General features: G+C 59.2%; 19 protein-coding genes. 9 read left to right on the forward strand and 10 right to left on the reverse strand.

The features are described 5' to 3' along the window. The 4 genes from ACIY1O_RS09460 to ACIY1O_RS09475 form a co-directional block, all read right to left on the reverse strand. Positions 1-781 (reverse strand): FAD-dependent oxidoreductase (locus tag ACIY1O_RS09460; protein WP_397474849.1); only part of this gene is annotated, 781 nt, incomplete at its 3' end. A gap of 3 nt (positions 782-784) precedes the next feature. Continuing rightward, the gene (gene sdhD / locus ACIY1O_RS09465) at positions 785-1,168 is read right to left on the reverse strand and encodes a succinate dehydrogenase, hydrophobic membrane anchor protein (protein ID WP_397474850.1); all 384 of its coding nucleotides are present in this window, start codon (positions 1,166-1,168) and stop codon (positions 785-787) included. After that, positions 1,168-1,581 carry a succinate dehydrogenase, cytochrome b556 subunit gene (sdhC, locus tag ACIY1O_RS09470; protein ID WP_397474851.1) on the reverse strand — a complete coding sequence of 138 codons (414 nt, stop codon included), beginning with the start codon at positions 1,579-1,581 and terminating at the stop codon, positions 1,168-1,170. The genes sdhD and sdhC overlap by 1 nt, the downstream gene beginning before the upstream one ends. Before the next feature lie 101 nt (positions 1,582-1,682). Further along, positions 1,683-2,453: a GntR family transcriptional regulator gene (locus tag ACIY1O_RS09475; protein WP_397474852.1), complete on the reverse strand. Its 771-nt coding sequence runs from the start codon at positions 2,451-2,453 to the stop codon at positions 1,683-1,685. 267 nt (positions 2,454-2,720) lie between these two features. On the opposite strand from ACIY1O_RS09475, the gene ACIY1O_RS09480 reads away from it, so the two are divergent. From ACIY1O_RS09480 to efp, 9 genes are all read left to right on the forward strand, one after another. After that, positions 2,721-3,710 (forward strand): malate dehydrogenase, encoded by a 990-nt coding sequence (locus ACIY1O_RS09480; protein WP_397474853.1) that lies wholly within the window; start codon positions 2,721-2,723, stop codon positions 3,708-3,710. Between the two features lie 143 nt (positions 3,711-3,853). After that, complete coding sequence (gene prpC, locus ACIY1O_RS09485) at positions 3,854-5,020, forward strand: bifunctional 2-methylcitrate synthase/citrate synthase (RefSeq protein WP_397474854.1); 1,167 nt, start codon at positions 3,854-3,856, stop codon at positions 5,018-5,020. A gap of 21 nt (positions 5,021-5,041) precedes the next feature. Further along, positions 5,042-6,493: a bifunctional 2-methylcitrate dehydratase/aconitate hydratase gene (locus ACIY1O_RS09490; RefSeq protein WP_397474855.1), complete on the forward strand. Its 1,452-nt coding sequence runs from the start codon at positions 5,042-5,044 to the stop codon at positions 6,491-6,493. A gap of 16 nt (positions 6,494-6,509) precedes the next feature. Then, positions 6,510-6,785: a GNAT family N-acetyltransferase gene (locus ACIY1O_RS09495; protein ID WP_397474856.1), complete on the forward strand. Its 276-nt coding sequence runs from the start codon at positions 6,510-6,512 to the stop codon at positions 6,783-6,785. 141 nt (positions 6,786-6,926) lie between these two features. Further along, positions 6,927-9,518 (forward strand): bifunctional aconitate hydratase 2/2-methylisocitrate dehydratase, encoded by a 2,592-nt coding sequence (gene acnB, locus ACIY1O_RS09500; protein ID WP_397474857.1) that lies wholly within the window; start codon positions 6,927-6,929, stop codon positions 9,516-9,518. A gap of 203 nt (positions 9,519-9,721) precedes the next feature. Further along, positions 9,722-12,424: an aconitate hydratase AcnA gene (acnA, locus tag ACIY1O_RS09505; RefSeq protein ID WP_397474858.1), complete on the forward strand. Its 2,703-nt coding sequence runs from the start codon at positions 9,722-9,724 to the stop codon at positions 12,422-12,424. Positions 12,425-12,538: 114 nt separating this feature from the next. Then, a complete protein-coding gene (locus ACIY1O_RS09510; protein ID WP_397474859.1) occupies positions 12,539-13,750 on the forward strand; it encodes a DUF2863 family protein in 1,212 nt (403 codons plus the stop codon). Positions 13,751-13,784: 34 nt separating this feature from the next. Beyond that, positions 13,785-14,894, forward strand: a complete 1,110-nt coding sequence (gene earP, locus ACIY1O_RS09515) for an elongation factor P maturation arginine rhamnosyltransferase EarP (RefSeq protein ID WP_397474860.1) — start codon at positions 13,785-13,787, stop codon at positions 14,892-14,894. A gap of 78 nt (positions 14,895-14,972) precedes the next feature. After that, positions 14,973-15,530 carry an elongation factor P gene (efp, locus tag ACIY1O_RS09520; protein WP_397474861.1) on the forward strand — a complete coding sequence of 186 codons (558 nt, stop codon included), beginning with the start codon at positions 14,973-14,975 and terminating at the stop codon, positions 15,528-15,530. A gap of 158 nt (positions 15,531-15,688) precedes the next feature. Here the strand turns inward: efp and ACIY1O_RS09525 are convergent, their stop codons facing one another. The 6 genes from ACIY1O_RS09525 to ACIY1O_RS09550 all read right to left on the reverse strand — a co-directional run bounded on the left by ACIY1O_RS09525 (position 15,689) and on the right by ACIY1O_RS09550 (position 23,281). Beyond that, on the reverse strand, positions 15,689-16,162 hold the full coding sequence (locus ACIY1O_RS09525) for a DUF1178 family protein (protein ID WP_397474862.1): 474 nt from the start codon (positions 16,160-16,162) through the stop codon (positions 15,689-15,691). Between the two features lie 104 nt (positions 16,163-16,266). Beyond that, entirely contained in the window at positions 16,267-18,018 is a 1,752-nt protein-coding gene (locus tag ACIY1O_RS09530) for an ABC transporter ATP-binding protein (RefSeq protein ID WP_397474863.1), read from the reverse strand. Next, positions 18,015-19,487: an ABC transporter permease gene (locus ACIY1O_RS09535; protein ID WP_397474864.1), complete on the reverse strand. Its 1,473-nt coding sequence runs from the start codon at positions 19,485-19,487 to the stop codon at positions 18,015-18,017. The genes ACIY1O_RS09530 and ACIY1O_RS09535 overlap by 4 nt, the downstream gene beginning before the upstream one ends. 4 nt (positions 19,488-19,491) lie before the next feature. Beyond that, the gene (locus ACIY1O_RS09540; RefSeq protein WP_397474865.1) at positions 19,492-20,469 is read right to left on the reverse strand and encodes an ABC transporter permease; all 978 of its coding nucleotides are present in this window, start codon (positions 20,467-20,469) and stop codon (positions 19,492-19,494) included. Beyond that, a complete protein-coding gene (locus ACIY1O_RS09545) occupies positions 20,466-22,727 on the reverse strand; it encodes an ABC transporter substrate-binding protein (RefSeq protein WP_397474866.1) in 2,262 nt (753 codons plus the stop codon). Before ACIY1O_RS09545 ends, ACIY1O_RS09540 begins: the two co-directional genes overlap by 4 nt. Then, positions 22,703-23,281 (reverse strand): thermonuclease family protein, encoded by a 579-nt coding sequence (locus ACIY1O_RS09550; protein ID WP_397474867.1) that lies wholly within the window; start codon positions 23,279-23,281, stop codon positions 22,703-22,705. The genes ACIY1O_RS09545 and ACIY1O_RS09550 overlap by 25 nt, the downstream gene beginning before the upstream one ends. Positions 23,282-23,335: the final 54 nt, after the last annotated feature.

Here is a 23,335-nt window from a genome sequence, read left to right on the forward strand (position 1 = left end):
CCTCGGTGATGAGCACGCCCGCGCCGGCCACGCCGGTGGGGTGGAACTGCCAGAACTCCATGTCTTCCAGGGGCAGGCCGGCGCGCGCCGCCATGCCCAGACCGTCGCCGGTATTGATGAAGGCATTGGTGGACGCAGCCCAGATGCGACCGGCGCCGCCGGTGGCCAACACTGTCTGCTTGGCCTCGAGCACGAATATTTCGCCGGTTTCAAGCTCGAGCGCCGTAACGCCAAGCACATCGCCGGCTTCGTTGCGCAGCAGGTCAAGGGCCATCCATTCGACGAAAAACTGGGTGCGGGCCGCCACGTTACGCTGGTAAAGCGTATGCAGCATGGCGTGACCGGTGCGGTCGGCCGCGGCACAGGCGCGCTGCACGGGCTTCTCGCCGAAATTGGCGGTATGGCCGCCGAAGGGACGCTGGTAGATGGTGCCGTCCGGGTTGCGGTCGAAAGGCATGCCGAAGTGTTCGAGCTCGTACACGGCATTGGGCGCTTCGCGGCACATGAACTCGATAGCGTCCTGGTCACCGAGCCAGTCGGAACCTTTGACGGTATCGTACATATGCCAGTACCAGTTGTCTTCGCTCATGTTGCCCAACGAGGCGCTGACGCCGCCCTGCGCCGCAACGGTGTGCGAGCGGGTCGGAAACACCTTGGACAGAACGGCAACCGAAAGGCCCGCTTGCGCCAGTTGCAGCGAGCAACGCATGCCGGCCCCGCCGGCACCTACGACCACCACATCGAACTGGCGGCGAGGTATGGAATGTTTGACAGCAGCCACGGCTTATAGACTCCAGAGAACTTTAGCGAAATAAATAAGAGAACCCACCAGCCACAGCACAGTAAGAACCTGCAGCAAAAGGCGCAGGCCGGCCGACGTGACGTAATCCATCCAGATGTCGCGCACGCCAACCCAGGCATGCCAAACGACCGAGAAAAAGGCCAGCGTCGCCAACAACTGGCCTACGGGCAACACGCCCAGATGGAAGGTGAACAAATGCTGCCAGGCTTCGAAGTTCATTTCCGACGAAAAGAGAAAGCCGAAGAACAGGATGAGGGTATAAACGGCCATGATGACGGCCGTGCAGCGTTGAACGATGAAATCGAGGGTGCCGTAGTGCGCCCCCACGACAAGACGCTTCGTGCCAAGACGTTGTTGAGTCGCCATTACCATGCTCCGAACAGTTTGAGACCAAATACCAGGGTCAGGGCAAGGCTGACTCCGAAGACGAGGCCCGCCGACTTTTGCATCGATGCCTTCTCGGTGCCGATGTGCACGTCGAACAAGAGATAGCGGATGCCGGCACAGAAGTGATGCAGGTAGCCCCAGATAAGCACAAGCAATACCAGCTTGCACAAGGGATGAGAGACCCACTCGCGCATTGCGGCAAAGGTTTCAGGCGAGGTGATGCTGGCCGCGAACAGAGGAACGATAATCAGCGGCAAGGCCAGAAACAGCAACGCGCCACTGACCCGATGCATGATGGAAGACTTTCCCGCAAGCGGAAGATGGTATCTGAGTATTTGCGGGATGCTTAGATTTCGATACTGCGGACGCGGCTTGGAAGCTGAATCGGACATGACGGCCTCGAGGTTGTAACAAATAATTTATTGCAAAAGCGATACGGGCTATTTTCGCCTATTTGTGCGAATGCGATCAAATGAGCTTGCAAGCCCTTCTATTAATTCAAACTATTGCGGTAATGAAACCGCTCGGTGACATACAGACCGCGGCGGACCTCCATCGGTCGGTCGCCGTAAGTGTAAGAAACCCGCTCTACCTGCAGCAGCGGCGAACCGGGCTCGACATGCAGCAATTGCGCCGGCTCGGCGGTAGCAACCATGGCGCGAATCTTTTCCTCGGCCCTGACCATGCTGACCCCGAATTCGGACTCGAACAATGCGTACAACGGCCCCTTGTAGCGGGAAAGTGAATCTGCCGTGAGGCCTCGATACACGGAGCCGGGCAGCCAGATGTCGTCAAGTATGGTCGGCACCTGGTCGAACGACAGCACACGGCGCAGGTTGACGACCATGTCGGCTGCCCGCAGCTCGAGCAGGCGGGCGATGTCGACAGGCGCCTTGACGCGTCGACAGTCGAGGATCTGGCTTCCCGACACAGGCTGTTTGCCGTCGTCGGGGGTAAGGCGCAAGAAACGAAAACGCACTTTGGCTTCGTGGTGGGTAGCCACGAAAGTGCCTTTGCCCTGTCGGCGCAAGAGCAAATTTTCGGCAGCGAGTTCGTCGATGGCCTTGCGCACTGTTCCCTGGCTGACTTGAAATCGCGAGGCGAGTTCGAGTTCGCTGGGGATGGCTTCGCCCGGTTTCCATTCGCCATGGTCGAGGCTTTGCAGCAGCAAACCCTTGATCTGCTGGTACAACGGGCTGTAGGCCGCGCTGGAAGCAGCGCGCTCGGTGTCGGGCGCGGAATCTGTCGAGGGTTTGTCGGACATAAAGGACGGTGCCGGATCGTGTAGATGCAAGGTGAAACGCCCGCTATTTTCGCATGGTTCCCCGTTTCTGTCTAACACTCTTCTGTCTTATATAAGATATAAGATTGACGCTATTTTTGATTTCCACTAATCTTTTATCGTTTTAAACTAGCGGATGTCATGAAGAGTCTGTTGACGTAAAACGGTCGGCAAGACGCGGTCTGCGAGGCCGTCCCTTTTAGCGTCAACAGATCCGCTCATTCGCCTATTATCAAACCGGAGAACTCCATGTCCAAACCCGCCATGCGCGTCGCTGTCACCGGCGCCGCCGGCCAAATCGGCTACGCCTTGCTGTTCCGCATCGCCTCGGGCGAAATGCTGGGAAAAGACCAGCCCGTCATCCTGCAGTTGCTTGAAATCCCCGACGAAAAAGCCCAAAAGGCCCTCAAGGGCGTAATGATGGAACTGGACGATTGCGCGTTTCCGCTGCTGGCCGGAATGACCGCACACAGCGATCCGCGCGAAGCCTTCAAAGACGCCGACGTCGCCCTGCTTGTCGGCGCGCGCCCGCGCGGTCCCGGCATGGAGCGCAAAGACCTGCTGCAGGTCAACGCCCAAATCTTCACGGCCCAGGGCAAGGCGCTCAACGAGGCGGCCAGCCGCAACGTCAAGGTACTGGTGGTGGGCAACCCCGCCAACACCAACGCCTACATTGCCATGAAGTCCGCCCCTGATCTGCCGGCCAAGAACTTTACGGCCATGCTGCGCCTGGACCATAACCGCGCCCTGACCCAGCTCGCGTCCAAGTCGGGCAAGCCGGTGGCCGGCATCGAAAAACTCATTGTGTGGGGCAACCACTCACCCACCATGTATCCCGATATCCGTTTCGCTACGGTCGAAGGCCAGAGCCTCGAGAAACTCATCAACGATGATGCCTGGAACCGCGACGTCTTCATTCCCACCGTCGGCAAACGCGGCGCCGCCATCATTGATGCGCGCGGCCTTTCCTCGGCCGCCTCGGCCGCCAACGCCGCCATCGATCACGTGCGCGACTGGGTGCTGGGCAGCAACGGCAAGTGGGTGACCATGGGCGTTCCTTCCGACGGCTCTTACGGCATCCCCGAAGGCATCATCTACGGCGTGCCGGTTACCACCGCCAATGGCGAGTACACTCGTGTGGAAGGCCTGGAAATCGACGAATTCTCGCGCGAGCGCATGGATCACACCTTGAACGAGCTGCTCGAAGAACGCGACGGCGTCAAAGACCTGCTCGACTGACCCCGTTGCCGGCGCCAAAAGCTCTATGCGGCGCGCCGGCATACTGACCGCCAGCCAAGCCTCGCCGCCTTTGAAGCCGCGGGGCTTTTTTGCAAGCCGAGGGTCACGAGCGTTGCTTTCATTCATCCACACCGGAGACACGCATGGCCAACGCAACCAAGAAAACCGCAGTCACCGCAGCCAAACCCAAGAAGTCGGTCGCCCTGTCCGGAGTGGTGGCCGGAAATACCGCCTTATGCACCGTGGGCCGCAGCGGGAACGACCTGCATTACCGTGGCTACGACATCCTCGACATCGCCACCACCAGCGAGTTCGAGGAAATCGCCCACCTCCTTGTGCACGGCAATCTTCCCACTCGCGCGGAACTAAACGCCTACAAGGAAAAGCTGCGTCGCCTGCGAGGCTTGCCTGAAGCCTTGCAATTGGCCCTGCAATGCCTGCCGGCAGCCAGCCATCCTATGGATGTCATGCGTACCGCAGTCTCAGTACTTGGTTGCGTACTGCCGGAAAAAGAAGACCATAATCTTTCCGACGCCCGCGATATCGCCGACCGTCTATTGGCCTGCCTGGGCCCCGCCCTACTGTACTGGTACCACTACAGCCACAACGGCCGCATCATCGATGTCCACACCGACGACGAAAGCATAGGCGGCAACTTCCTTCAGCTGTTGCATGGCCAAGCGCCCGGCAATGAATGGGTCAAGGCAATGCATACCTCGCTTATCCTCTATGCCGAGCACGAGTTCAACGCATCGACCTTTACGAGCCGGGTCATTGCCGGCACCGGATCAGACATGTATTCGGCCATCGCCGGCGGAATCGGAGCGCTGCGCGGCCCCAAGCATGGCGGCGCGAACGAAGTCGCATTCGACATCCAGAAGCGCTACGCCTCGCCCGACGAAGCCGAGACGGACATCCGACGCCGCCTCGAAAGCAAAGAAGTGATCATCGGCTTCGGTCACCCGGTGTACACCGTGTCCGACCCGCGCAACCAGGTCATCAAGGACGTGGCCCGCAAGCTTTCGCGAAGCGCCGGCAGCATGAAGATGTTCAATATTGCCGAACGCCTCGAGACGGTGATGTGGGATGCCAAGAAAATGTTTCCGAACCTTGATTGGTTCTCGGCGGTCTCGTACCACATGATGGGTATTCCCACCGCCATGTTCACACCGTTGTTTGTCATGGCCCGCACCGCGGGTTGGGCGGCGCACATCATCGAGCAACGAATCGACAACAAGATCATCCGGCCGACCGCCAACTACGTTGGCCCGGAAGATCGCAAGTTCGTGCCTATCGGCAAGCGCCGATAAGCGTTCTCCACAGGACGTTTAATGTCCGCACCCATCTCCAACGTTCGTCCCGAGCCAGATCGAGTCTTGGCCGACATCGCAGACTACGTGCTGAACTTCCAGGTTGAAAGCGCTCTGGCCTACGAGACCGCCCGCCACTGCCTCATCGACACCTTGGGCTGCGGCCTCGAGGCCCTGGAATATCCCGCTTGCACGAAGCTGCTCGGCCCGGTCGTACCCGGCGCTATTGTGCCTAACGGGGCCAAGGTGCCCGGCACCCAGTTCCAGCTCGATCCCGTGCAAGCCGCGTTCAACATAGGGGCCATGATTCGCTGGCTGGACTTCAACGACACGTGGCTGGCCGCCGAGTGGGGCCACCCGTCGGACAACTTGGGCGGCATCCTGGCCACCGCCGACTGGCTCTCACGCAATGCGGTGGCTGCAGGCAAGCAACCGCTGACCATGCGCGATGTACTCACCGCCATGATTAAAGCGCACGAAATCCAGGGCTGCATCGCGCTTGAAAACTCCTTCAACAAAGTGGGCCTGGACCACGTCGTGCTGGTCAAGGTGGCCTCAACAGCCGTGGTCGCCCAAATGCTGGGGCTGAGCCGGGAAGAAGTCTTGAATGCGGTCTCGCTGGCATGGGTGGATGGGCAAAGCTTGCGCACTTACCGCCACACCCCCAATACGGGTAGTCGCAAAAGCTGGGCGGCAGGCGATGCCACCAGTCGTGCCGTGCGCCTGGCTCTCATCGCCCGCACTGGCGAAATGGGCTATCCATCTGCGCTGACAGCCAAGACCTGGGGCTTCTACGACGTGCTGTTCGAGGGCAGGCCTTTCAAGTTCCAGCGGCCCTACGGCCACTATGTGATGGAACATGTCCTGTTCAAAATTTCCTACCCGGCCGAGTTCCACTCGCAAACCGCCGTCGAATGCGCCATGCAGATACATCAGCGCCTGCTTGCCGCCGGCAAAGCGGCCAGCGACATCAAGCGCATCACCATACGCACCCACGAGGCCTGCATCCGCATCATTGACAAGAAAGGCCCGCTGGACAATCCGGCCGACCGAGACCATTGCATTCAGTACATGGTGGCGGTGCCCGTCTTGTTCGGCCGCCTCACCGCCGCGGACTACGAGGACGACGTGGCCGCCGACCCACGCATCGACGTGCTGCGAGACAAGATTGTGTGCATTGAAGACCCGGCCTTCACCGCCGATTACCACGACCCGGAAAAACGCTCGATCGCCAACGCCCTGACCGTGGAATTCAACGATGGCGCCGCGCTGGACGAAATCGTTTGCGAGTATCCAATAGGCCACAAGCGACGCCGCGCCGAGGGCATCCCGCTGCTCGAGGCCAAGTTCCGCACCAACCTGGCCCGAAGGTTCCCCGTGCGACAGCAAGAGCGTATCCTGGATGTCTCGCTGGACCAGGCCGTACTTGAATCCATGCCTGTCCATGAGTACGTTGATCTATATGTCATTTGAATGGAGCCAAACACCTATGTCGCGCGCTATTGAACAGAATGAAAACCAGCACCGCTTCGAGTGGACCGAGGACGGCGCACTGTCGGTACTTGAATACAAGCTGCATGGCGACACCCTGACTCTGACGCACACCGAAGTGCCCGAATCCATGGGCGGCAAGGGAATCGCTTCAGATCTTGTCAAACACGCGCTGGAACTCGCACGGCGCAATGGCTGGAAAGTGCATCCGGAATGCTCGTACGCGGCAACGTACATCAAGCGCCACCCCGAATATCAAGACCTGGTGGTGTAGCCGGATCGACTGTGTTTCCCGGACGCAACAGGCAGGGTCTTATATAAGATATAAGACATAAGACATTTGCCTGAAGACCGTCCTTCCAGATACAATTGAGGCAAGCATTTCATCAATTTCCAAGATAAAAAGGCAAGCCTCATGCTGGAAAACTATCGCCAACACGTTGCCGAACGCGCTGCGTTGGGCATACCTCCCCTGCCCCTGTCGGCACAACAAACCGCCGAACTGGTCGAACTGCTCAAGGCGCCTCCCGCCGGCGAAGAAGCAACGCTTGTCGAACTGATCACCCACCGCGTGCCTGCCGGCGTCGACGACGCCGCCATGGTCAAGGCCTCTTATCTGGCCGCTGTCGCCTTCGGAAAAGAAACCTGTCCCCTTATCGACCGCAAAAAAGCGACCGAGCTGCTTGGCACCATGCTGGGAGGCTATAACGTAGCGCCGCTGATCGAACTGCTCGATGATGCCGAGCTGGCCTCGATCGCCGCCGAGGGGCTGAAGAAGACGCTGCTTGTTTTCGATGCCTTCCACGACATTCAGGAAAAGGCGGAAAAAGGCAATGCCAACGCCCAAGCCGTATTGCAAAGCTGGGCCGACGGCGAGTGGTTCACCAGTCGCCCCGAAGTCCCCGAAAGCCTCACCGTCACCGTCTTCAAGGTTCCGGGCGAAACCAACACCGACGACCTGTCGCCGGCGCCCGATGCCACCACTCGTCCAGATATCCCCATGCACGCACTGGCCATGCTCAAGAACCGCCGGGACGGCGCTCCTTTTGAGCCGGAAGAAGACGGCAAGCGCGGCCCGATCCAGTTCATTCAAGACCTCAAAGAAAAAGGCCATCTGGTTGCCTATGTCGGCGACGTCGTCGGCACGGGCTCTTCGCGCAAATCGGCCACCAACTCTGTTTTGTGGTTCACCGGCCAAGATATTCCCTTCGTGCCCAACAAGCGCTTCGGCGGCGTGTGCCTGGGCGGCAAGATCGCCCCGATCTTCTACAACACCATGGAAGACGCTGGCGCCCTGCCCATCGAGCTGGATGTTTCCCAAATGAACATGGGCGACGTGATCGAATTGCGCCCCTACGAAGGCAAAGCCCTTAAAAACGGCGAAGTTATCGCCCAGTTCGACCTGAAATCCGACGTACTGTTCGACGAAGTGCGCGCCGGCGGACGCATCCCGCTGATTATCGGCCGCGGCCTTACCGCGAAAGCGCGCGAAGCGCTGGGTCTTTCCCCCTCAACCTTGTTCCGCCTGCCCAAGAACCCCGAAAGTTCCAACAAGGGCTTTACCTTGGCGCAAAAAATGGTTGGCCGCGCCTGCGGTCTGCCGGAAGGCGAAGGCGTGCGTCCCGGCACCTATTGCGAGCCCAAGATGACATCCGTGGGCAGCCAGGACACCACCGGCCCCATGACCCGCGACGAACTCAAAGACCTGGCTTGCCTGGGCTTTTCGGCCGACCTGGTCATGCAGTCGTTCTGCCACACCGCCGCTTACCCCAAGCCGGTCGACGTCAAGACACACCACACCCTGCCCGACTTCATCAGCACCCGTGGCGGCATCTCGCTGCGCCCCGGTGACGGCGTCATTCATAGCTGGCTCAACCGCATGCTGCTGCCCGACACCGTCGGCACCGGCGGCGATTCGCACACTCGCTTTCCCATCGGCATTTCCTTCCCGGCCGGCTCCGGCCTGGTGGCCTTTGCGGCGGCAACCGGCGTGATGCCGCTGGATATGCCCGAATCCGTGCTGGTCCGCTTCAAGGGCGAGCTTCAGCCTGGGGTCACGCTGCGTGATCTGGTCAACGCGATTCCACTATATGCCATCAAGCAGGGCTTGCTTACCGTGGCCAAGCAAGGCAAGAAGAACGTCTTCTCGGGCCGCGTTCTCGAAATCGAAGGCTTGCCCAACCTCAAGGTGGAGCAGGCGTTCGAACTCTCGGACGCCTCGGCGGAGCGTTCCGCCGCAGGCTGCACGGTGCGTCTCGATAAAGCGCCCATCATCGAATACATCAACAGCAATATCGTGATGCTCAAATGGATGATCGCCAACGGCTACGAAGACGAACGCTCACTGGCCCGCCGCATCAAAGCCATGGAGGCCTGGTTGGCCGATCCCAAGCTCCTCGAACCCGACGCCGATGCTGAATACGCGGCCGTCATCGAGATCGACCTGGCCGACATCCACGAGCCCATCGTGGCCTGCCCCAACGACCCTGACGACGTCAAGACGCTGTCCGACGTGGCCGGCGCTGTCATCGACGAGGTCTTCATCGGCAGTTGCATGACCAACATCGGGCACTTCCGCGCGGCATCCAAGCTGCTCGAAGGCAAGCGCGACATCCCTGTCAAGCTGTGGGTGGCTCCCCCCACCAAGATGGATGCCCAACAGCTTACCGAAGAAGGCCACTATGGCGTTTTCGGCATGGCCGGCGCGCGCACCGAAATGCCGGGCTGCTCGCTTTGCATGGGCAACCAGGCACAGGTGCGGGAAGGCGCAACGGTGATGTCCACCAGCACCCGCAACTTCCCGAACCGCCTGGGCAAGAACACCAACGTGTATTTGGGCTCCGCCGAGCTGGCCGCCATATGCTCCCGCCTTGGCCGCATCCCCACCAAGGCCGAGTACATGGCTGAAATCGGGGTCGTTAACGACAGCAGCGACGAAGTCTATCGCTATCTGAATTTCGACCAGATCGAAGACTACAAGGAAATTGCCGATTCGGTCAGCATCTAAGGACCAAAGCAAGGTTTCTTGATCAAAGCCCCCTCCGGCAAGCCCGGGCGGGGCTTTTCTAATTCACCAAAGACCATGCAATCAAGCATAAAATAAGCGGAACGGTTTTCCACGCCTTGCGGCAGGCGGCACTCGCCTTGCCGCCAAGCCGGTCAAGTACTCGTCCAGTCCCACGTTCAGCCACTTTCAGCACGGAGCAGAATATGCCGCACAATACGTTCAACAGCTTGAAGAAGTTCAAGACCGGAAACAAATCCGCCAACTTCTATTCGTTGCCCGCTTTGGGCAAGACCCTGGGTATTGACGTAAAACGCCTTCCGGTCTCGATTCGTATCGTGCTCGAATCTGTTCTACGCAACTGTGACGGCAAGAAGATCACCGAACAACATGTCAAGGAACTTGCCGGCTGGCAGCCAAACGCCGTCCGCAATACAGAAATCCCCTTTGTGGTCGCGCGCGTTGTATTGCAGGATTTCACCGGCGTGCCCCTTCTGGCCGATATCGCCGCGATGCGATCGGTGGCCCAGCGCGTAGGCAAGAGCCCCACAAAGATCGAGCCCATGGTGCCGGTCGATCTTGTCGTCGACCACTCGGTCATGATCGACCATTTCGGCACCAACAAAGCGCTCGATCTCAACATGAAACTCGAGTTCCAGCGTAATAAAGAGCGCTACCAATTCATGAAATGGGGCATGCAGGCATTTGACACTTTCGGCGTCGTGCCCCCCGGTTTCGGCATCGTGCATCAGGTCAACCTCGAGCACTTGGCCCGCGGCGTGCATCACGACGCAGCCAACAACGTCTATTACCCCGATACCCTGGTCGGTACCGACAGCCACACCACCATGATCAACGGCATAGGCGTGGTCGGATGGGGCGTGGGCGGCATCGAGGCCGAGGCCGGCATGTTGGGCCAGCCAATTTATATTCTTACTCCCGACGTCGTCGGTGTCGAGCTCAAGGGCGAGCTGCGCGGCGGAGTCACCGCCACCGACCTTGTCCTTACCATTACCGAGCTGCTGCGCAAGCAAAAGGTTGTGGGCAAGTTCGTCGAGTTCTGCGGGCCGGGCACCTCGAGCCTGTCGGTTACCGACCGCGCCACCATAGGCAACATGGCACCCGAGTACGGCGCCACCATGGGCTTCTTCCCGGTTGACGAACGCACTTTGCACTACTTCGAGGGCACAGGCCGCACTCAGGAAGAAATCGACGCCCTGAAGGCCTACTTCAAGGCCCAGGGCATGTTCGGCGTGCCCAAGGCCAAAGACATCAACTACAGCCAGTTGGTCACTCTCGACCTGTCTACGGTCACGCCTTCGCTGGCCGGCCCCAAGCGCCCGCAAGACCGCATTGAACTGGGCGACGTCAAGCAAACATTTACCGGGCTTTTTGTAGAGCAATCCGCCAACGGCTTCAACCAGCCGCCCGAAAAGCTCGAGCAGGTATACACCAGCAGCGCAGGCACCAAGGTCAAGAATGGCGACATCCTCATTGCCGCCATCACATCGTGCACCAACACCTCCAACCCCAGCGTCCTGCTGGCGGCGGGTCTCATGGCCAAAAAGGCCGTCGAGGCCGGCCTCAAGGTTCCGAAGCACATCAAAACCTCGCTGGCCCCCGGCTCACGCGTAGTCACCGACTACCTCACCAAGACCGGTCTGCTTCCGTACCTCGAGAAACTGGGCTTCAACGTGGCGGCCTATGGCTGTACTACTTGCATTGGCAACGCGGGCGACCTTACCCCCGACCTTAACGAACTTATTACACAAAACGAGCTGGTATGCTCGGCCGTATTGTCGGGCAACCGCAACTTCGAAGCCCGCATACACCCCAATATCAAGGCCAACTTCCTGGCGTCCCCGCCCCTGGTAGTGGCCTATGCGCTGGCAGGCACCGTCCTGCGCGACCTCATGACAGAGCCGGTCGGGAAGGGCAAAAAAGGCGACGTCTGGCTGGGCGACATCTGGCCGACCAATGCCGAGGTCGAAGCCCTGCTGGGCGAAGCACTCAACCCCACGGTATTTCGCAGCAATTATGCCGAAATCCAGTCCAATCCGGGCAAACTCTGGAAGAAAATCTCGGGCATTACGGGCGATGTCTACAATTGGCCCCAATCCACCTATATTGCCGAGCCTCCGTTCTTCTCCGACTTCGACATGACGCCGTCTCCCATGCCGCCTGTCAAAAACGCGCGCGCGCTGGCCATCTTCGGCGACTCGGTCACCACCGACCACATTTCACCGGCCGGCTCCATCAAAGAAAGCTCGCCTGCGGGGCTGTACCTCAAGGCCAATGGCGTCAGCAAGGAAGAATTCAACAGCTATGGCTCGCGCCGAGGCAACCACGAGGTCATGATGCGTGGCACTTTCGCCAACGTGCGCATCAAAAACCTCATGATTCCGCCCAATGCCGATGGCAGCCGCTTCGAGGGCGGAGAAACCTTGCATCAGCCCAGCGGCAAACGCATGCCCATCTATGACGCGGCCATGAAATACATCTCCGAAGATGTGCCCACCGTGGTTTTCGGCGGAGAAGAATACGGCACAGGCTCGTCCCGCGACTGGGCGGCCAAGGGCACGCAATTGCTTGGAGTCAAAGCCGTAATTGCACGCAGCTTCGAACGCATCCACCGCAGCAACCTGGTCGGCATGGGCGTGCTGCCGTTGCAATTCAAAGGCGATGACAATGTCGGCTCCTTGGGCATTACCGGCGAAGAAACCTATGACATCTCGGGTATCGAAAACGGCATAAAGCCGCAACAAGACGTCATGCTCACCATCCATCGTAAAGATGGTTCAACACAGCAGGTTGCCATGCTGTTGCGTATCGACACCGCCACCGAGGTGGATTACTACCTGCACGGGGGCATCCTGCCTTACGTGCTGCGCGAACTGCTGGCCGCCTAGCCGCGCATCGCTGCCTCGAGCCTCCGGTTCGCCATGGCGGGCGAGCCGGGGGCTCTTTTCATGTACCCTACAGGCGGGGTTAAACTACAGTATTAAGGGAATCCGCTTCTAAAGATGTCCACTCGCACTCGATCCATACAAAACACCCGGCTATCGCGCGAAGCCCAGCGCCTGGTCGTCTTGGCCGAATCGCTTGCCCGCTCGGGCAGCCGCCTCGAAGACGTCTATTGGGAAGACCTGTTCCATGTTCAATTGAACAAGCTGTTGTCCCAAAAGAAGAACGACGCCATCGAGTCAACCCTGGATCATCTCCTGGCCACCAATATGGATGCGTATGAGATCCTGATCGAACAGGTCGAGACACATTCCGAGTCCACGTCTTTAACGTACGAAGGCGACGATTACAGCATCCTGCTTTTTTGCGCACCCATCGTAGCCTGGACCCGCTACCAACTGCCGAATGCGGTCGACCTGAAGCCCCACCTAGACGCGCTTGCCCAGTTGCTGCATACCCATATAGTGGCCGAGAACGCACAGTTGGCTCTGCTGTCCGAGATGCTCAATTTCGATCAGATGCCGCAATCATTCCACGAAACGCTAGAATGGACGCAGCGCCTCGGGCGCGCGGCGCTCAAGCAAAAAACCGAAAACAACCTTATTCGTCCGGCCCCTGTGGCCGAAGGCATGCTGGCGGACGCCCGTTTCATCATTGGCGCCATCGCGGTACGCAAGGGTGAGCCGCTATTCCGCTGGCAAACCGGCGCCCCCGATGCAGCGGTAAGCCGGGCCCAATGCTTCGAAGCATGGCAAGCCGCCTGCTCCGAAATACTTTCGGGTGTTTTCACAGGCTGCACCATCGAATACCTACAGCCCGACGCTTATTATGTCAGCAGCCGCGACGCCGACCGCCGCATCCGGCCTCTGGCCCTTAAAGCCGCGGCAACCTGGCTGCAAACCGCCGCCGGCCTGCCAGGAAACCAGCTTCGCGCGACCATCGTCGCGTGTGGGGCAAACTCTGTCGAAGAGTATCGCATCGGCTTCAGCTCCAGTCAGGGTATCGACGTCATATACGGCTGCATCTGGCCGGCCCTTAGTAAAGAAGAAGCGGCCGTCGACATTCTGGACATACATGAAGCCAGCGTCCCCGAAGAAATCGCCGCCCTGCTCAAAGAGCAAGGCATCGCCGACGTGCGCCAGCTACCGGGCCTGTTCAACGCAGAATTCTGCGACGACTGCGGTGCGCCTTATTTCCCCGACCCCCTCGGCGACATGCAGCACCCAGAACTACCCGACGAAATAGACATCAATCCGCTCAATTTCCACTGAGCTGTTCCACGCGGCAGCGCCTTTCAACAAAAAAATGTTCCCGCCCGGTTTCGACATCTTTTGCCGAGTCGTGGACAACTACGGCGACATCGGCGTGTGCTGGCGCCTGGCCCGTCAACTGGCACGCCAAAGTATGGCAGGGCCGGTCCGGCTCTGGGTCGATGACCTGCAAAGCTTTGCACGCATCGAGCAAACCATCGACCCCCACGCGTCACGCCAGCAAGCCGGCGGCGTCGAGCTGCTGCGCTGGACCGAGCCGGCGCCCGATCTCGTACCCCATGGCGTAGTAATAGAGGCTTTCGCTTGCGATCTGCCGCCCGCCTTCCTGGCACGCATGAACGACAGCCTGTGGATCAATCTTGAATACCTCAGCGCGGAAGGCTGGGTACAAGAGTGTCACGGCCTTCCCTCTTTACAGGCAAACGGCGTTGGCAAATTCTTTTTTTTCCCCGGGTTCACATCCAGAACGGGAGGCCTGCTGCGGGAGCCCGACCTGCTTTCGTCTCAGGCCGAATGGGCTTCTCGACCAGATCGGCGCTGGCGGCTTCTGCACAAAATCGGCATGCCCGCCCCGCTGATCGAAAAACTGCAGCGCGGATGGCGGCAGGCCTTCGTGTTCAGCTACCGCGATATCCCAACTACAGCCGTGGCTCGAGCCCTATGCCGCCCCGAACGCCCTACTGTTGCCATCGTGCCCCAAGGAGTCCTTCCCCAAATGGCAGCCTTGCAATCGGATAACTTTCGAGTGTTCGAGAGCCCCTTCGTCGATCAAGAGAGCTTTGACCGGCTGCTGTGGTGCAGCGATTTGAATATCGTACGAGGTGAAGACTCGCTGGTGCGCGCGATCTGGGCGGGAAAACCCTTTTTGTGGCATATCTACCGGCAGGCTGACGACGCACATCTGGTCAAGCTCGACGCGTGGCTGGCACAGGCGGGCTATGGCGAGCCCATCAAGCAACTGCTTACAGCCCTGAACCTTGGTGACGAGCCCGCCTTTTCCTGTAAGCTGGACCAAGCCTTGCAAGCGGAAAACTGGCGCAGATGGGCGCGCGACTGCGCCGCGCTGCGCGACCGGCTTGCCTCACAAAGCAGTCTTGTGGAACGCCTGCTGGCTTTTTGCGCGGAAAAGTCGCGCAACGGTTAAAATAACAAGTTTTGTACGTACTGCTCCGGTCCGGTAAAGAATAGCTGGAGCAAATCTTTTTCCGGAGTGTTTTGCAAGATGAAAACCGCACAAGAATTGCGCGTTGGAAACGTAATCATGGTGGGCGACCAGCCTTTGGTCGTCCAAAAGGCCGACTACAATAAATCGGGCCGCAACTCGGCTGTAGTCAAACTCAAGTTCAAGAACCTGCTTAGCGGTTCGGCCAGCGAGTCAGTTTATAAGGCGGATGAAAAGTTTGAGGTTGTCGTACTCGAGAAAAAAGAGTGCACCTACTCGTACTTTGCCGAACCCATGTATGTATTCATGGACGAAGAATACAACCAGTACGAAGTCGAAGCTGACAGCATGGGCGATGCGCTCGATTATCTCGAAGAAAACATGACTGTCGAAGTTGTATTCTACGAAGGCCGCGCCATCTCCGTCGAACTGCCCACCATCATCGTGCGCGAAATCACCTACACCGAACCGGCCGTTAAAGGCGACACATCGGGCAAGGTGCTTAAACCCGCCACCATCAATACCGGTAAAGAGATCAGCGTGCCGCTGTTCTGCACCATCGGCGACAAGATCGAGATCGACACCCGCACGGGCGAATATCGCAGCCGCGTGATGTAGGCCGCCATTGCTTGCATGGTAACAATGGGCTTGGAAAAAAAGCGTCTTCATTTTGAAGACGCTTTTTATTTGGAAAGGCCGCAGCCGAGTTTGCCGAAGCCGGTCAAGAATGAGCGGAAACCCACTTTTCAACGCTGGCAGAACGGCAATTTCGAAATCTATTGCAAGCGATCATCATCCAGATACTCAGGGATTGGCATGACGGCTATGCCCTCACGAGCCAGGTCTTCGCGCTCTTCCTGGGTAGTGGAACCCCGGATGGCTCGATGCTCGCTCTCGCCCTCGTGCATGCGCCGCGCCTCGGCCGCAAAACGATCACCCACGTTTTCAGAGCTGCGGATAATTTCCCGAACGTGCTTCATCACTTGAGCCTGAAGCTGGGCAAGATTACCGCCGGCTTCAGGTTCCGCGCCTGCCGCTTCCGGCTGCTCGGCGGTCTCTGGCGCCCCGGGTTTGCCTCTGCCCATATTGAGCCTTGGGGCGGACAGCAGCTTATTGACCTGATTGCTATCGCAAAACGGGCACACCAGTATTCCCCGGTCGCGTTGTTTATCGTAGTCGTCAGCCGACCCGAACCAACCTTCGAAGACGTGGCCCGCATCGCACTGGAGATCAAAAACTTTCAATGACATGGATATAAGATGGGGGCCGCCCCGAAAAATGCAATACGCCCCAATTATAGGCCTGTGCGTTTCAAACCATTTTTTTTACGCCCCAGCACAAGTGCCTGGCAGCTTTACAAGCGGGGCACGGCCGAAAGCATGCGACGCGTCTGCTCGTGCGAGGGGTGATGCAGCACCCGCTCGGTCGTGCCTGTTTCAACTATGCGCCCCTGGTGCATGACGGCAATACGATCAGACAGATACTCAACTACGCCAAAGTTGTGGGTAATGAACAAGTAGGCCATCCCCGAGTCGCGCTGCAACTGCTGCAAAAGCTCCAGCAACTGGGCCTGCACGGAAACGTCCAGTGCCGAGGTCGGTTCGTCGCACACGAGAACTTTAGGTTGCACAGCCAACGCCCGAGCTATGGCGATACGCTGGCGTTGACCGCCCGAAAATTCGTGTGGATAGCGCTCTAAGACATTGGACGGCAGCCCGACGCGATCAAGCAGCTGCCGCACACGAAGCCGGCGACTTTGGCGCGAAAGGTCGGGCTGCAGCGCCGCCACGCCCTCTTCAAGAATATCGCTGACCTGCATGCGCGGATCCAGCGACGCGTAGGGGTCTTGAAAAACTATTTGTATGTCTCGTCGGGCACGCTTGAGCTGGGCGCGGCCCGCATCCAGGATGGAATGGCCGGCCAGCATGACGCGTCCGGTTACCCTGGCCTGTTTCTCGAGCAGCCGCAGCAGCGCCTTCGCGGTGGTTGTCTTGCCGCAACCAGACTCTCCCAACAATGCCAGGGTCTCGCCTGGGTGCAGCTCGAGCGAGAGTTCCTTGACTACCTCGGTATCGTTCGCACGAGGGCTGAACAGGCCGCCACGGGCGCGATAGCTGACACTTAGGTTGTTTACGCTAAGCAACGGGGCATCCGGCGAAGCTGCGCGCGAAGGCTGTAACGCCTCTGCGACTGCCGCCTCGGCCTCGCCTATGCTTGGCTTGCTGCCCTTCGTCGATGCATATTGCGCACGCTCTAGCGTCAATGGCGACCCGCGTTTGTCGAACGACGGAATCGCGGCCAGCAGTTGGCGAGCATAAGGATGCGTGGGAGAATCGAAAAACTGCTGCGTCGACACTGCCTCGACAATCTCGCCGTGGCGCATCAAGGCGACATGATCGGCAACTTGCCTGACCACGGCCAAATCGTGGGTAATGAGCAATATCGCCAAGCCCATTTCTTTCTGGATATCGGCAAGCAGATCAAGGATTTGGGCCTGAACAGTAACGTCGAGCGCCGTCGTGGGCTCGTCCGCGATCAAGACCGCCGGTTCGGCAGCCAAGGCGATCGCGATCATGATGCGTTGCTTCTGGCCGCCCGAAAACTGAAAGGGATAATCGGTGAACCTGCGTCCAGCGTCTTCGATGCCAACCCGTTCGAGCCACCCGACCGCCTTGCGTCGCGCCGCCGCGCCTCGAAGTCGCGTATGTGTTCGTATGGTCTCGACAATCTGCTGACCCACGGTCAATACCGGATTGAGACTGGTCGAGGGTTCCTGAAAGACGATTCCGATCTTTCCACCGCGCACCGATCGCATGCCCGATTCGGGCAAGCGGACCAAATCATCGCCCTCGAGGATTACTTCCCCACTGACCATGCGGCCGGCCTCGGGCAGCAAGCGCAGCAAGGCCAGGGCCGTCATGCTTTTCCCGCAGCCCGACTCGCCAACCAGTGCAAAAGTCTGACCCCGCTGCACGGCAAGGGCCAGGCGCTTGACGACCAGCATGGCGCCTTCGTCACTTTGGATCTCGACACACAGGTCATCAATGGACAGGACGTCGCGGCCGGAAAAAGCGGCGTTCAGGGACGAATCGACGGGAGTATTCATGAAGAGACTCCCGAGATTTTGTCTTGCCTGGAAGCATCAGCGCGTCGGAGCTTGGGCTTGAATTTCCGGGTTCGCGGATCAAATGCCGCTTGCACCGCGTCAGCGAAAATATTGGCAGACAACACCAGCGCCAGCATGAAGACAAATGCCGCCAGCAAATTCCACCAGACCATGGGGTCGCGCGACATCTCCATGCGCGAGGAATCGATCATGGTTCCAAACGAAGGCGTTGCCGGATCGACACCTATGCCCAGATAGGACAGCACGGCTTCGTACAGGACCAGGCCCGAGAACTCCAGCACCATGGTGATCAGCACGATGTGCATCAGGTTTGGCAAGAGATGCCGCGTCATGATGCGCCAGTGGCTGACGCCGAACGCGCGGGCCGCCTGCACATACTCCAACTCGCGCAGCTTGAGGGTTTCCGCGCGAAGCAGGCGGCATAAACCAGACCAGCCTGTAAGCCCCAGTATCAAGCACAGCAGGAACAAACGCAGGTCGGCGCGAGCCGCAACGGTGGGGAAGAGTTCGGGATTGGTGTCGATATAAACCTGCATCATCAACACGCAGGCGGCAATCAGCAATACGCCCGGAATAGAGGTAAGCGTGGTGTAGATATATTGGATGATGTCATCGACACGGCCCTTGAAATAACCGGCTGAAATGCCAAAGAACAAAGCCGGCGGCAGCATGGCCAAAGTGGTAAGCGTACCGATGACCAAGGCTGTGCGCACGCTTTTCAGCGCCTGCCGCAAGACGTCGTTGCCGGTTCGATCGGTTCCCAACACGTGATAATCAAGCGCCAGGGCCCAGGCCACGCATACCACCAGGGCCATCAGGCTCAAGGTAATCCACATTGCCCGCCAAGGTACGCCTGATTCGCTACGCCACCAGCTTGCCCAAGCGCGCCGCAGGGACCCTCGCGTCCGCCGCAGTCGGCAGACTGTCAGCAAGCCGGCGACCAACACGGCAACTGCAAGCGCGGCAACCGCTCCCAAAACCAAACGGCGGCGCAGGTCGGCCGCGTGATCGGCATCATCGCCCAGCAGTTGGCCCGCATGCCGCAGGCGCGGATAATCGCGCACCGCCTCGCCGTCGATAATCTGGGTTTCCTTGGTGAACTGGCGCAAAGCCAAAGGGGCCGAATAAGTAGCCTCCGGGCTGCCCAGCCTGGACCAGGCCAGGACGTCATCCAGCGCCGAGCGTACTACCGGGGAATACACGGGCTGCGCGGCCGGCTGCCCCTGGGCGGGCGGCAGCACCGGACGATAATGAATGGAATCAAGCAGGCCGACCAGCAAAAAAGCGCCCAGCACCAGCGCGGCGCACATGGCCGAAGTGGTGCGGGCCACGCTGCCCCAGGCCTTGCGCAAGGCGGGCGTACGCGAAACTCGCCAGCCGTAAAGCACCATGCCGGCCACCAGGCAGTACACAAAAATATCGGTCCAGAGGAATATGAACTTTGGCATGTCGCTACTCGAAACGGACACGAGGGTCAAAGATCGTGTACGAGATATCAGCCAGTATGAGACCTACGATATACAGGGCCGAGCCCAGGAACACCATGGCCCGCACGATGGAAAAATCTTGTGCATTGATGGCGTCGATGGTGTAGCTGCCCAGGCCCGGAATACCAAAGAACGACTCTGTAATCAGACTGCCCATGAACAGCAGTGGTATGGCCGAAACAGCCCCGGTAAGAATGGGCAGCATCGCATTGCGAAGCACGTGGCGAAACAGTATCACTCGCTCGGCCAGGCCTTTGGCTCTAGCGGTGCGTACATAGTCTTTGTTGATTTCCTCCAGAAAAAGGGTGCGATAAAATCGTGATTCGGCCCCGAGGCGCGAGGCAATGCCCACCAGCACGGGCAAAATCAAGAAGCGCAAACTGCTCCAGCCTTCCATATAGCCCGAATATGGCACCCAACGAAGCACCTTGGCGAACAGCCATTGCCCGGCAATGATATAGAACAGCCCCGAAATGGACAGCAACAGCACGCATATCACCACGCCTGTGAAGTCCAGCGGCGTGTTTCGAAAGAACACCAGCAATAAAGCGAAAGAAATACATGCCCATAAACCCAAGAGGAATGTGGGTATGGCCAACGCCAGGCTGGGCCCCATTCGCTCGCGAATTTCATGGCCGATGCTGCGTCCGCCGTCAGAAAACCCAAAATCCAGAACAAGCAGCGGCGCTGATCGCTCGAAGAATATGGTTTCGGTCAGGCGCTGCGCGCCCTGGGCTTTTTCGTTGTAGAACAGGGGTTTGTCGTAGCCGCGATCGGCTTTCCATTTTTCGATGGCCTCGGGGCTTACCCGCTGCCCACCTATTGCCATGCGCGCCATATCGTCGGGTGTATTGACAGCAAAAAACAAAACGAAGGTCAGCAGATTGACACCGATCAATATGAAGACCCCGTACAACAGCCTTCGCAGTATGTAGGATGTCATGTCTGTTCCTGTTTGGTATCAACGGCCAGCGCCGTGGCGCGTTCGCGCCGCCTGATGATGCGCACGGCCGGGTACACGCCCGCCAGGGCCAGCGCAAACAATACCCACAACGGCCACCAAACCGGGGGGTTCCAGGTTTCTGTGCGGTCGGCCCGCATATCGGCATCGATGCGCAGGTACTGCAAGGTGTTGCGCACCATCTGCGTAGGCTTGGCATTGGCCACCCAGGCTTGGTAGGCGCCGCCCGACTTGGGGTAGAAGCCGAACATCCAGGGCATGTCGCGTTGCGTGATCTCGACCATCTGGTGGACCAGGGCGTCCTTCTCGGGCCCGTCATCCAGAAAGCGCATGGCCTTGAACAGCCGGTCGAACTCTGGGTTTTCGTAGTTGGACGCGTTTTCGCCGCCATGCTCGGCTTTGCCGTTCGGACCATACAACAGGAACAGGAAGTTCTCGGCATCGGGATAATCCGCCACCCAGCCCCACATGAACATCTGGGCGGAGCCTTGCCGCATCTTGTCCTGAAAGCGGTTGTAGTCGGTGGCCCTCACTTCGAGCTCGACGTTCAGCGCCTTCAACTGCCGGCGCATCCAGTCGACTGTGGCGCTCGAGCCCATGCCCCCGGCAGAGTCAAAATGCAGGATGAGCGGTTGCCCTGTGTCGACGTGCCGTCCATTGGGATAGCCGGCCTCGGCCAGCAGTTTTTTCGCTTCATCGAGGCCTCGACGTACAACACGTCCATCGTCAAGTTCGTAGACGGAAAGATTGGCGCCCTCGGGAAGCGCCTGGTAGCCTGGAATATTCGGCGGCACCGGCCCATGGGCGACTTCACCCTGGTCGTTCAGGAAAATCTGAATGTATTGCTCCCAGTCGAAGGCAATGCTGACTGCCTGACGCAGCTTGCGGTTTTTCTCGGCCTGCTCGGGCGTGTCGCCCCGACCCACCACGGGATCGAGCCAATTGAAACCGAAGTAATAAATCTGGGCCTCGGTGGAGGTAAGCAACTGCAGGCCTCGATCCCGATACAACTCGGCCTTTTCGGGAGAATCACCCGCCGCAACCTGCATCGCCACGCCGTAGCTTGAATCGTCCGCTTCCGGTACGTCGTAATAACCTTGCAAGAACTTGCCCATCAAGGGCACACTTTCCTTTTCAATGGAAAACACAATCTGGTCGATAAAAGGAGTGCTGTCGCCGCAATCGGCCAGCAGCCCTGCCTGGGCGTCGCCCGCTTCGCCCTTGCAGGGATAGGGTTCGCCCCGGAAATTAGGATTGCGCGTCAATACATGACGCCGGTTCTGAACAGACTCGGCCAGCATATAGGGACCGGTGCCCACCGGCCAGGTGTTAAGCGACAAATTATGCTGCGCCATGCCCGGCTGGCGATAAAAGCGGTCGGCCTCCCAGGGCACGGGCGCCGTAAAGGTCATGGCAAGCCAGTATTTGAACTGTGGGTACTTGCCTTTCACCTCGATGCGCAATGTGTGGGCGTCCAGCGCCCGTACGCCATCGAAGCCGTATTGCCGCAGGTCGAGCCACCCCGTTTCGCCTTCGGCTTCCCGCTGCTGTTGAATTTCGCGCAGCTTCGTTCCATAGTCGCCCAGCCCGACGATATGGCTGGACATCACGCCATAGATAGGCGAGACCACGCCGGGGCTGGCCAGTCGGCGAATGCCGTACACATAGTCGTCGGCCGTCAGTTCGCGGGTACCTGTCAGGGCGAAATCGGAGATCGCGTATTTGTCTTCCAACTGCTCGGGTGCGATAGGCCAATAGGCATGGTTTCCCGAGGCATCTTTGGCGAAGGCCGGATGCGGCTGAAACAAGATGCCGGGCTGAATGGGGATGTCGTAAACGCTAAGCGCCACCAATTCTCCTGGCGCATCATCGGGAAGTTGCCGCCCCTGGGCGTCATAATAAACGGGATGGCTGACCTCGCGCGCTGCCCGGGGACGCAACTCGTACGGGCGCGCCAGATAGTCATAGCCGTATAGCGGCTCGTAAATAGAATAGGTGAACGGTGTTTCGTCGGCCGAATACGAACTGGCAGGGTCAAGATATTTGGGCGAGCGCTGCGAAAACGCCGTATACAGCACGTTCTCCGCCTCGGCTCCCCGCATGTAAGGGCTGTTTACCGGGGCTTCGGAACACCCGGCCAGCAGACACAACAGCAACAGCGGAAGCACGACGCTGCATAGCCGCGCCCAGGGCCCGCCCGCCCAATACCGTCGCGCTAGCACTGCGCCTGCTTCCAGCATTGATATCGCCACACCCAGGGGGGCACCTGCTCGCTCTGGCTCCAGAGGCCGAGGCGAGCCTGTCGCGCTTTTTCTTCGAATCGGGGCAAGGAAGGATCACGCATGAACTTGCCGCGCCCCTCCATATTGGCCCATGCCATGCCGCCCATTACCTGCCGCTGGTTGGCGGTGATTCCATCTTCCAGCGGCACATCGCACACGCTGCGCTGATAGCGGTCTCGCTCGTAGCACAGCAGCGTCAGTTGCTTGCCCGCGATGAGATTGGACAGGGCCTTGCGCGACGCTTGAGACATGGGCTGGCCGGGCTGGTGCTTGTCTTTGGTGGTTTCAGGCGCATCGATACTGGCCATGCGTATGCGCTCGCGGCGTTTATCGACCAGCAAAGTGAAGGTGTCGCCGTCGGCCACATGGACAACGGTGCCCCGAAGCTGGAATTCGTAGGCCGGCTCGGCTTCACCGCCGGCAGATATACGTTGCTGCTGCCAGACCAGAGCCAAAAGCGCCACCGCCGCCACAGCCACGCCCGCGCGACGGCGCGACGGCCACTTGATCATGCCAGACAAGTTTTTTTGCGACGCGTTGCGGCCAGGTCTTGATACTTTCATAGC

Origin of the sequence: Pusillimonas sp. (assembly GCF_044464525.1) — a bacterium.
Taxonomy (GTDB): Bacteria; Pseudomonadota; Gammaproteobacteria; order Burkholderiales; family Burkholderiaceae_B; genus Pusillimonas.

What these genes read in the sequence shown, in the direction of transcription:
- sdhD (WP_397474850.1), bottom strand. Translation starts at nt 1,168, where the DNA reads ATGGCGACTCAACAACGTCTTGGCACGAAGCGTCTTGTCGTGGGGGCG.
- ACIY1O_RS09525 (WP_397474862.1), bottom strand. Translation starts at nt 16,162, where the DNA reads ATGTCATTGAAAGTTTTTGATCTCCAGTGCGATGCGGGCCACGTCTTC.
- earP (WP_397474860.1), top strand. Translation starts at nt 13,785, where the DNA reads ATGTTCCCGCCCGGTTTCGACATCTTTTGCCGAGTCGTGGACAACTAC.
- ACIY1O_RS09495 (WP_397474856.1), top strand. Translation starts at nt 6,510, where the DNA reads ATGTCGCGCGCTATTGAACAGAATGAAAACCAGCACCGCTTCGAGTGG.
- ACIY1O_RS09550 (WP_397474867.1), bottom strand. Translation starts at nt 23,281, where the DNA reads ATGATCAAGTGGCCGTCGCGCCGTCGCGCGGGCGTGGCTGTGGCGGCG.
- ACIY1O_RS09510 (WP_397474859.1), top strand. Translation starts at nt 12,539, where the DNA reads ATGTCCACTCGCACTCGATCCATACAAAACACCCGGCTATCGCGCGAA.
- ACIY1O_RS09490 (WP_397474855.1), top strand. Translation starts at nt 5,042, where the DNA reads ATGTCCGCACCCATCTCCAACGTTCGTCCCGAGCCAGATCGAGTCTTG.
- prpC (WP_397474854.1), top strand. Translation starts at nt 3,854, where the DNA reads ATGGCCAACGCAACCAAGAAAACCGCAGTCACCGCAGCCAAACCCAAG.
- acnB (WP_397474857.1), top strand. Translation starts at nt 6,927, where the DNA reads ATGCTGGAAAACTATCGCCAACACGTTGCCGAACGCGCTGCGTTGGGC.
- ACIY1O_RS09530 (WP_397474863.1), bottom strand. Translation starts at nt 18,018, where the DNA reads ATGAATACTCCCGTCGATTCGTCCCTGAACGCCGCTTTTTCCGGCCGC.
- ACIY1O_RS09545 (WP_397474866.1), bottom strand. Translation starts at nt 22,727, where the DNA reads ATGCTGGAAGCAGGCGCAGTGCTAGCGCGACGGTATTGGGCGGGCGGG.
- ACIY1O_RS09480 (WP_397474853.1), top strand. Translation starts at nt 2,721, where the DNA reads ATGTCCAAACCCGCCATGCGCGTCGCTGTCACCGGCGCCGCCGGCCAA.
- acnA (WP_397474858.1), top strand. Translation starts at nt 9,722, where the DNA reads ATGCCGCACAATACGTTCAACAGCTTGAAGAAGTTCAAGACCGGAAAC.
- ACIY1O_RS09535 (WP_397474864.1), bottom strand. Translation starts at nt 19,487, where the DNA reads ATGCCAAAGTTCATATTCCTCTGGACCGATATTTTTGTGTACTGCCTG.
- ACIY1O_RS09540 (WP_397474865.1), bottom strand. Translation starts at nt 20,469, where the DNA reads ATGACATCCTACATACTGCGAAGGCTGTTGTACGGGGTCTTCATATTG.
- efp (WP_397474861.1), top strand. Translation starts at nt 14,973, where the DNA reads ATGAAAACCGCACAAGAATTGCGCGTTGGAAACGTAATCATGGTGGGC.
- sdhC (WP_397474851.1), bottom strand. Translation starts at nt 1,581, where the DNA reads ATGTCCGATTCAGCTTCCAAGCCGCGTCCGCAGTATCGAAATCTAAGC.
- ACIY1O_RS09475 (WP_397474852.1), bottom strand. Translation starts at nt 2,453, where the DNA reads ATGTCCGACAAACCCTCGACAGATTCCGCGCCCGACACCGAGCGCGCT.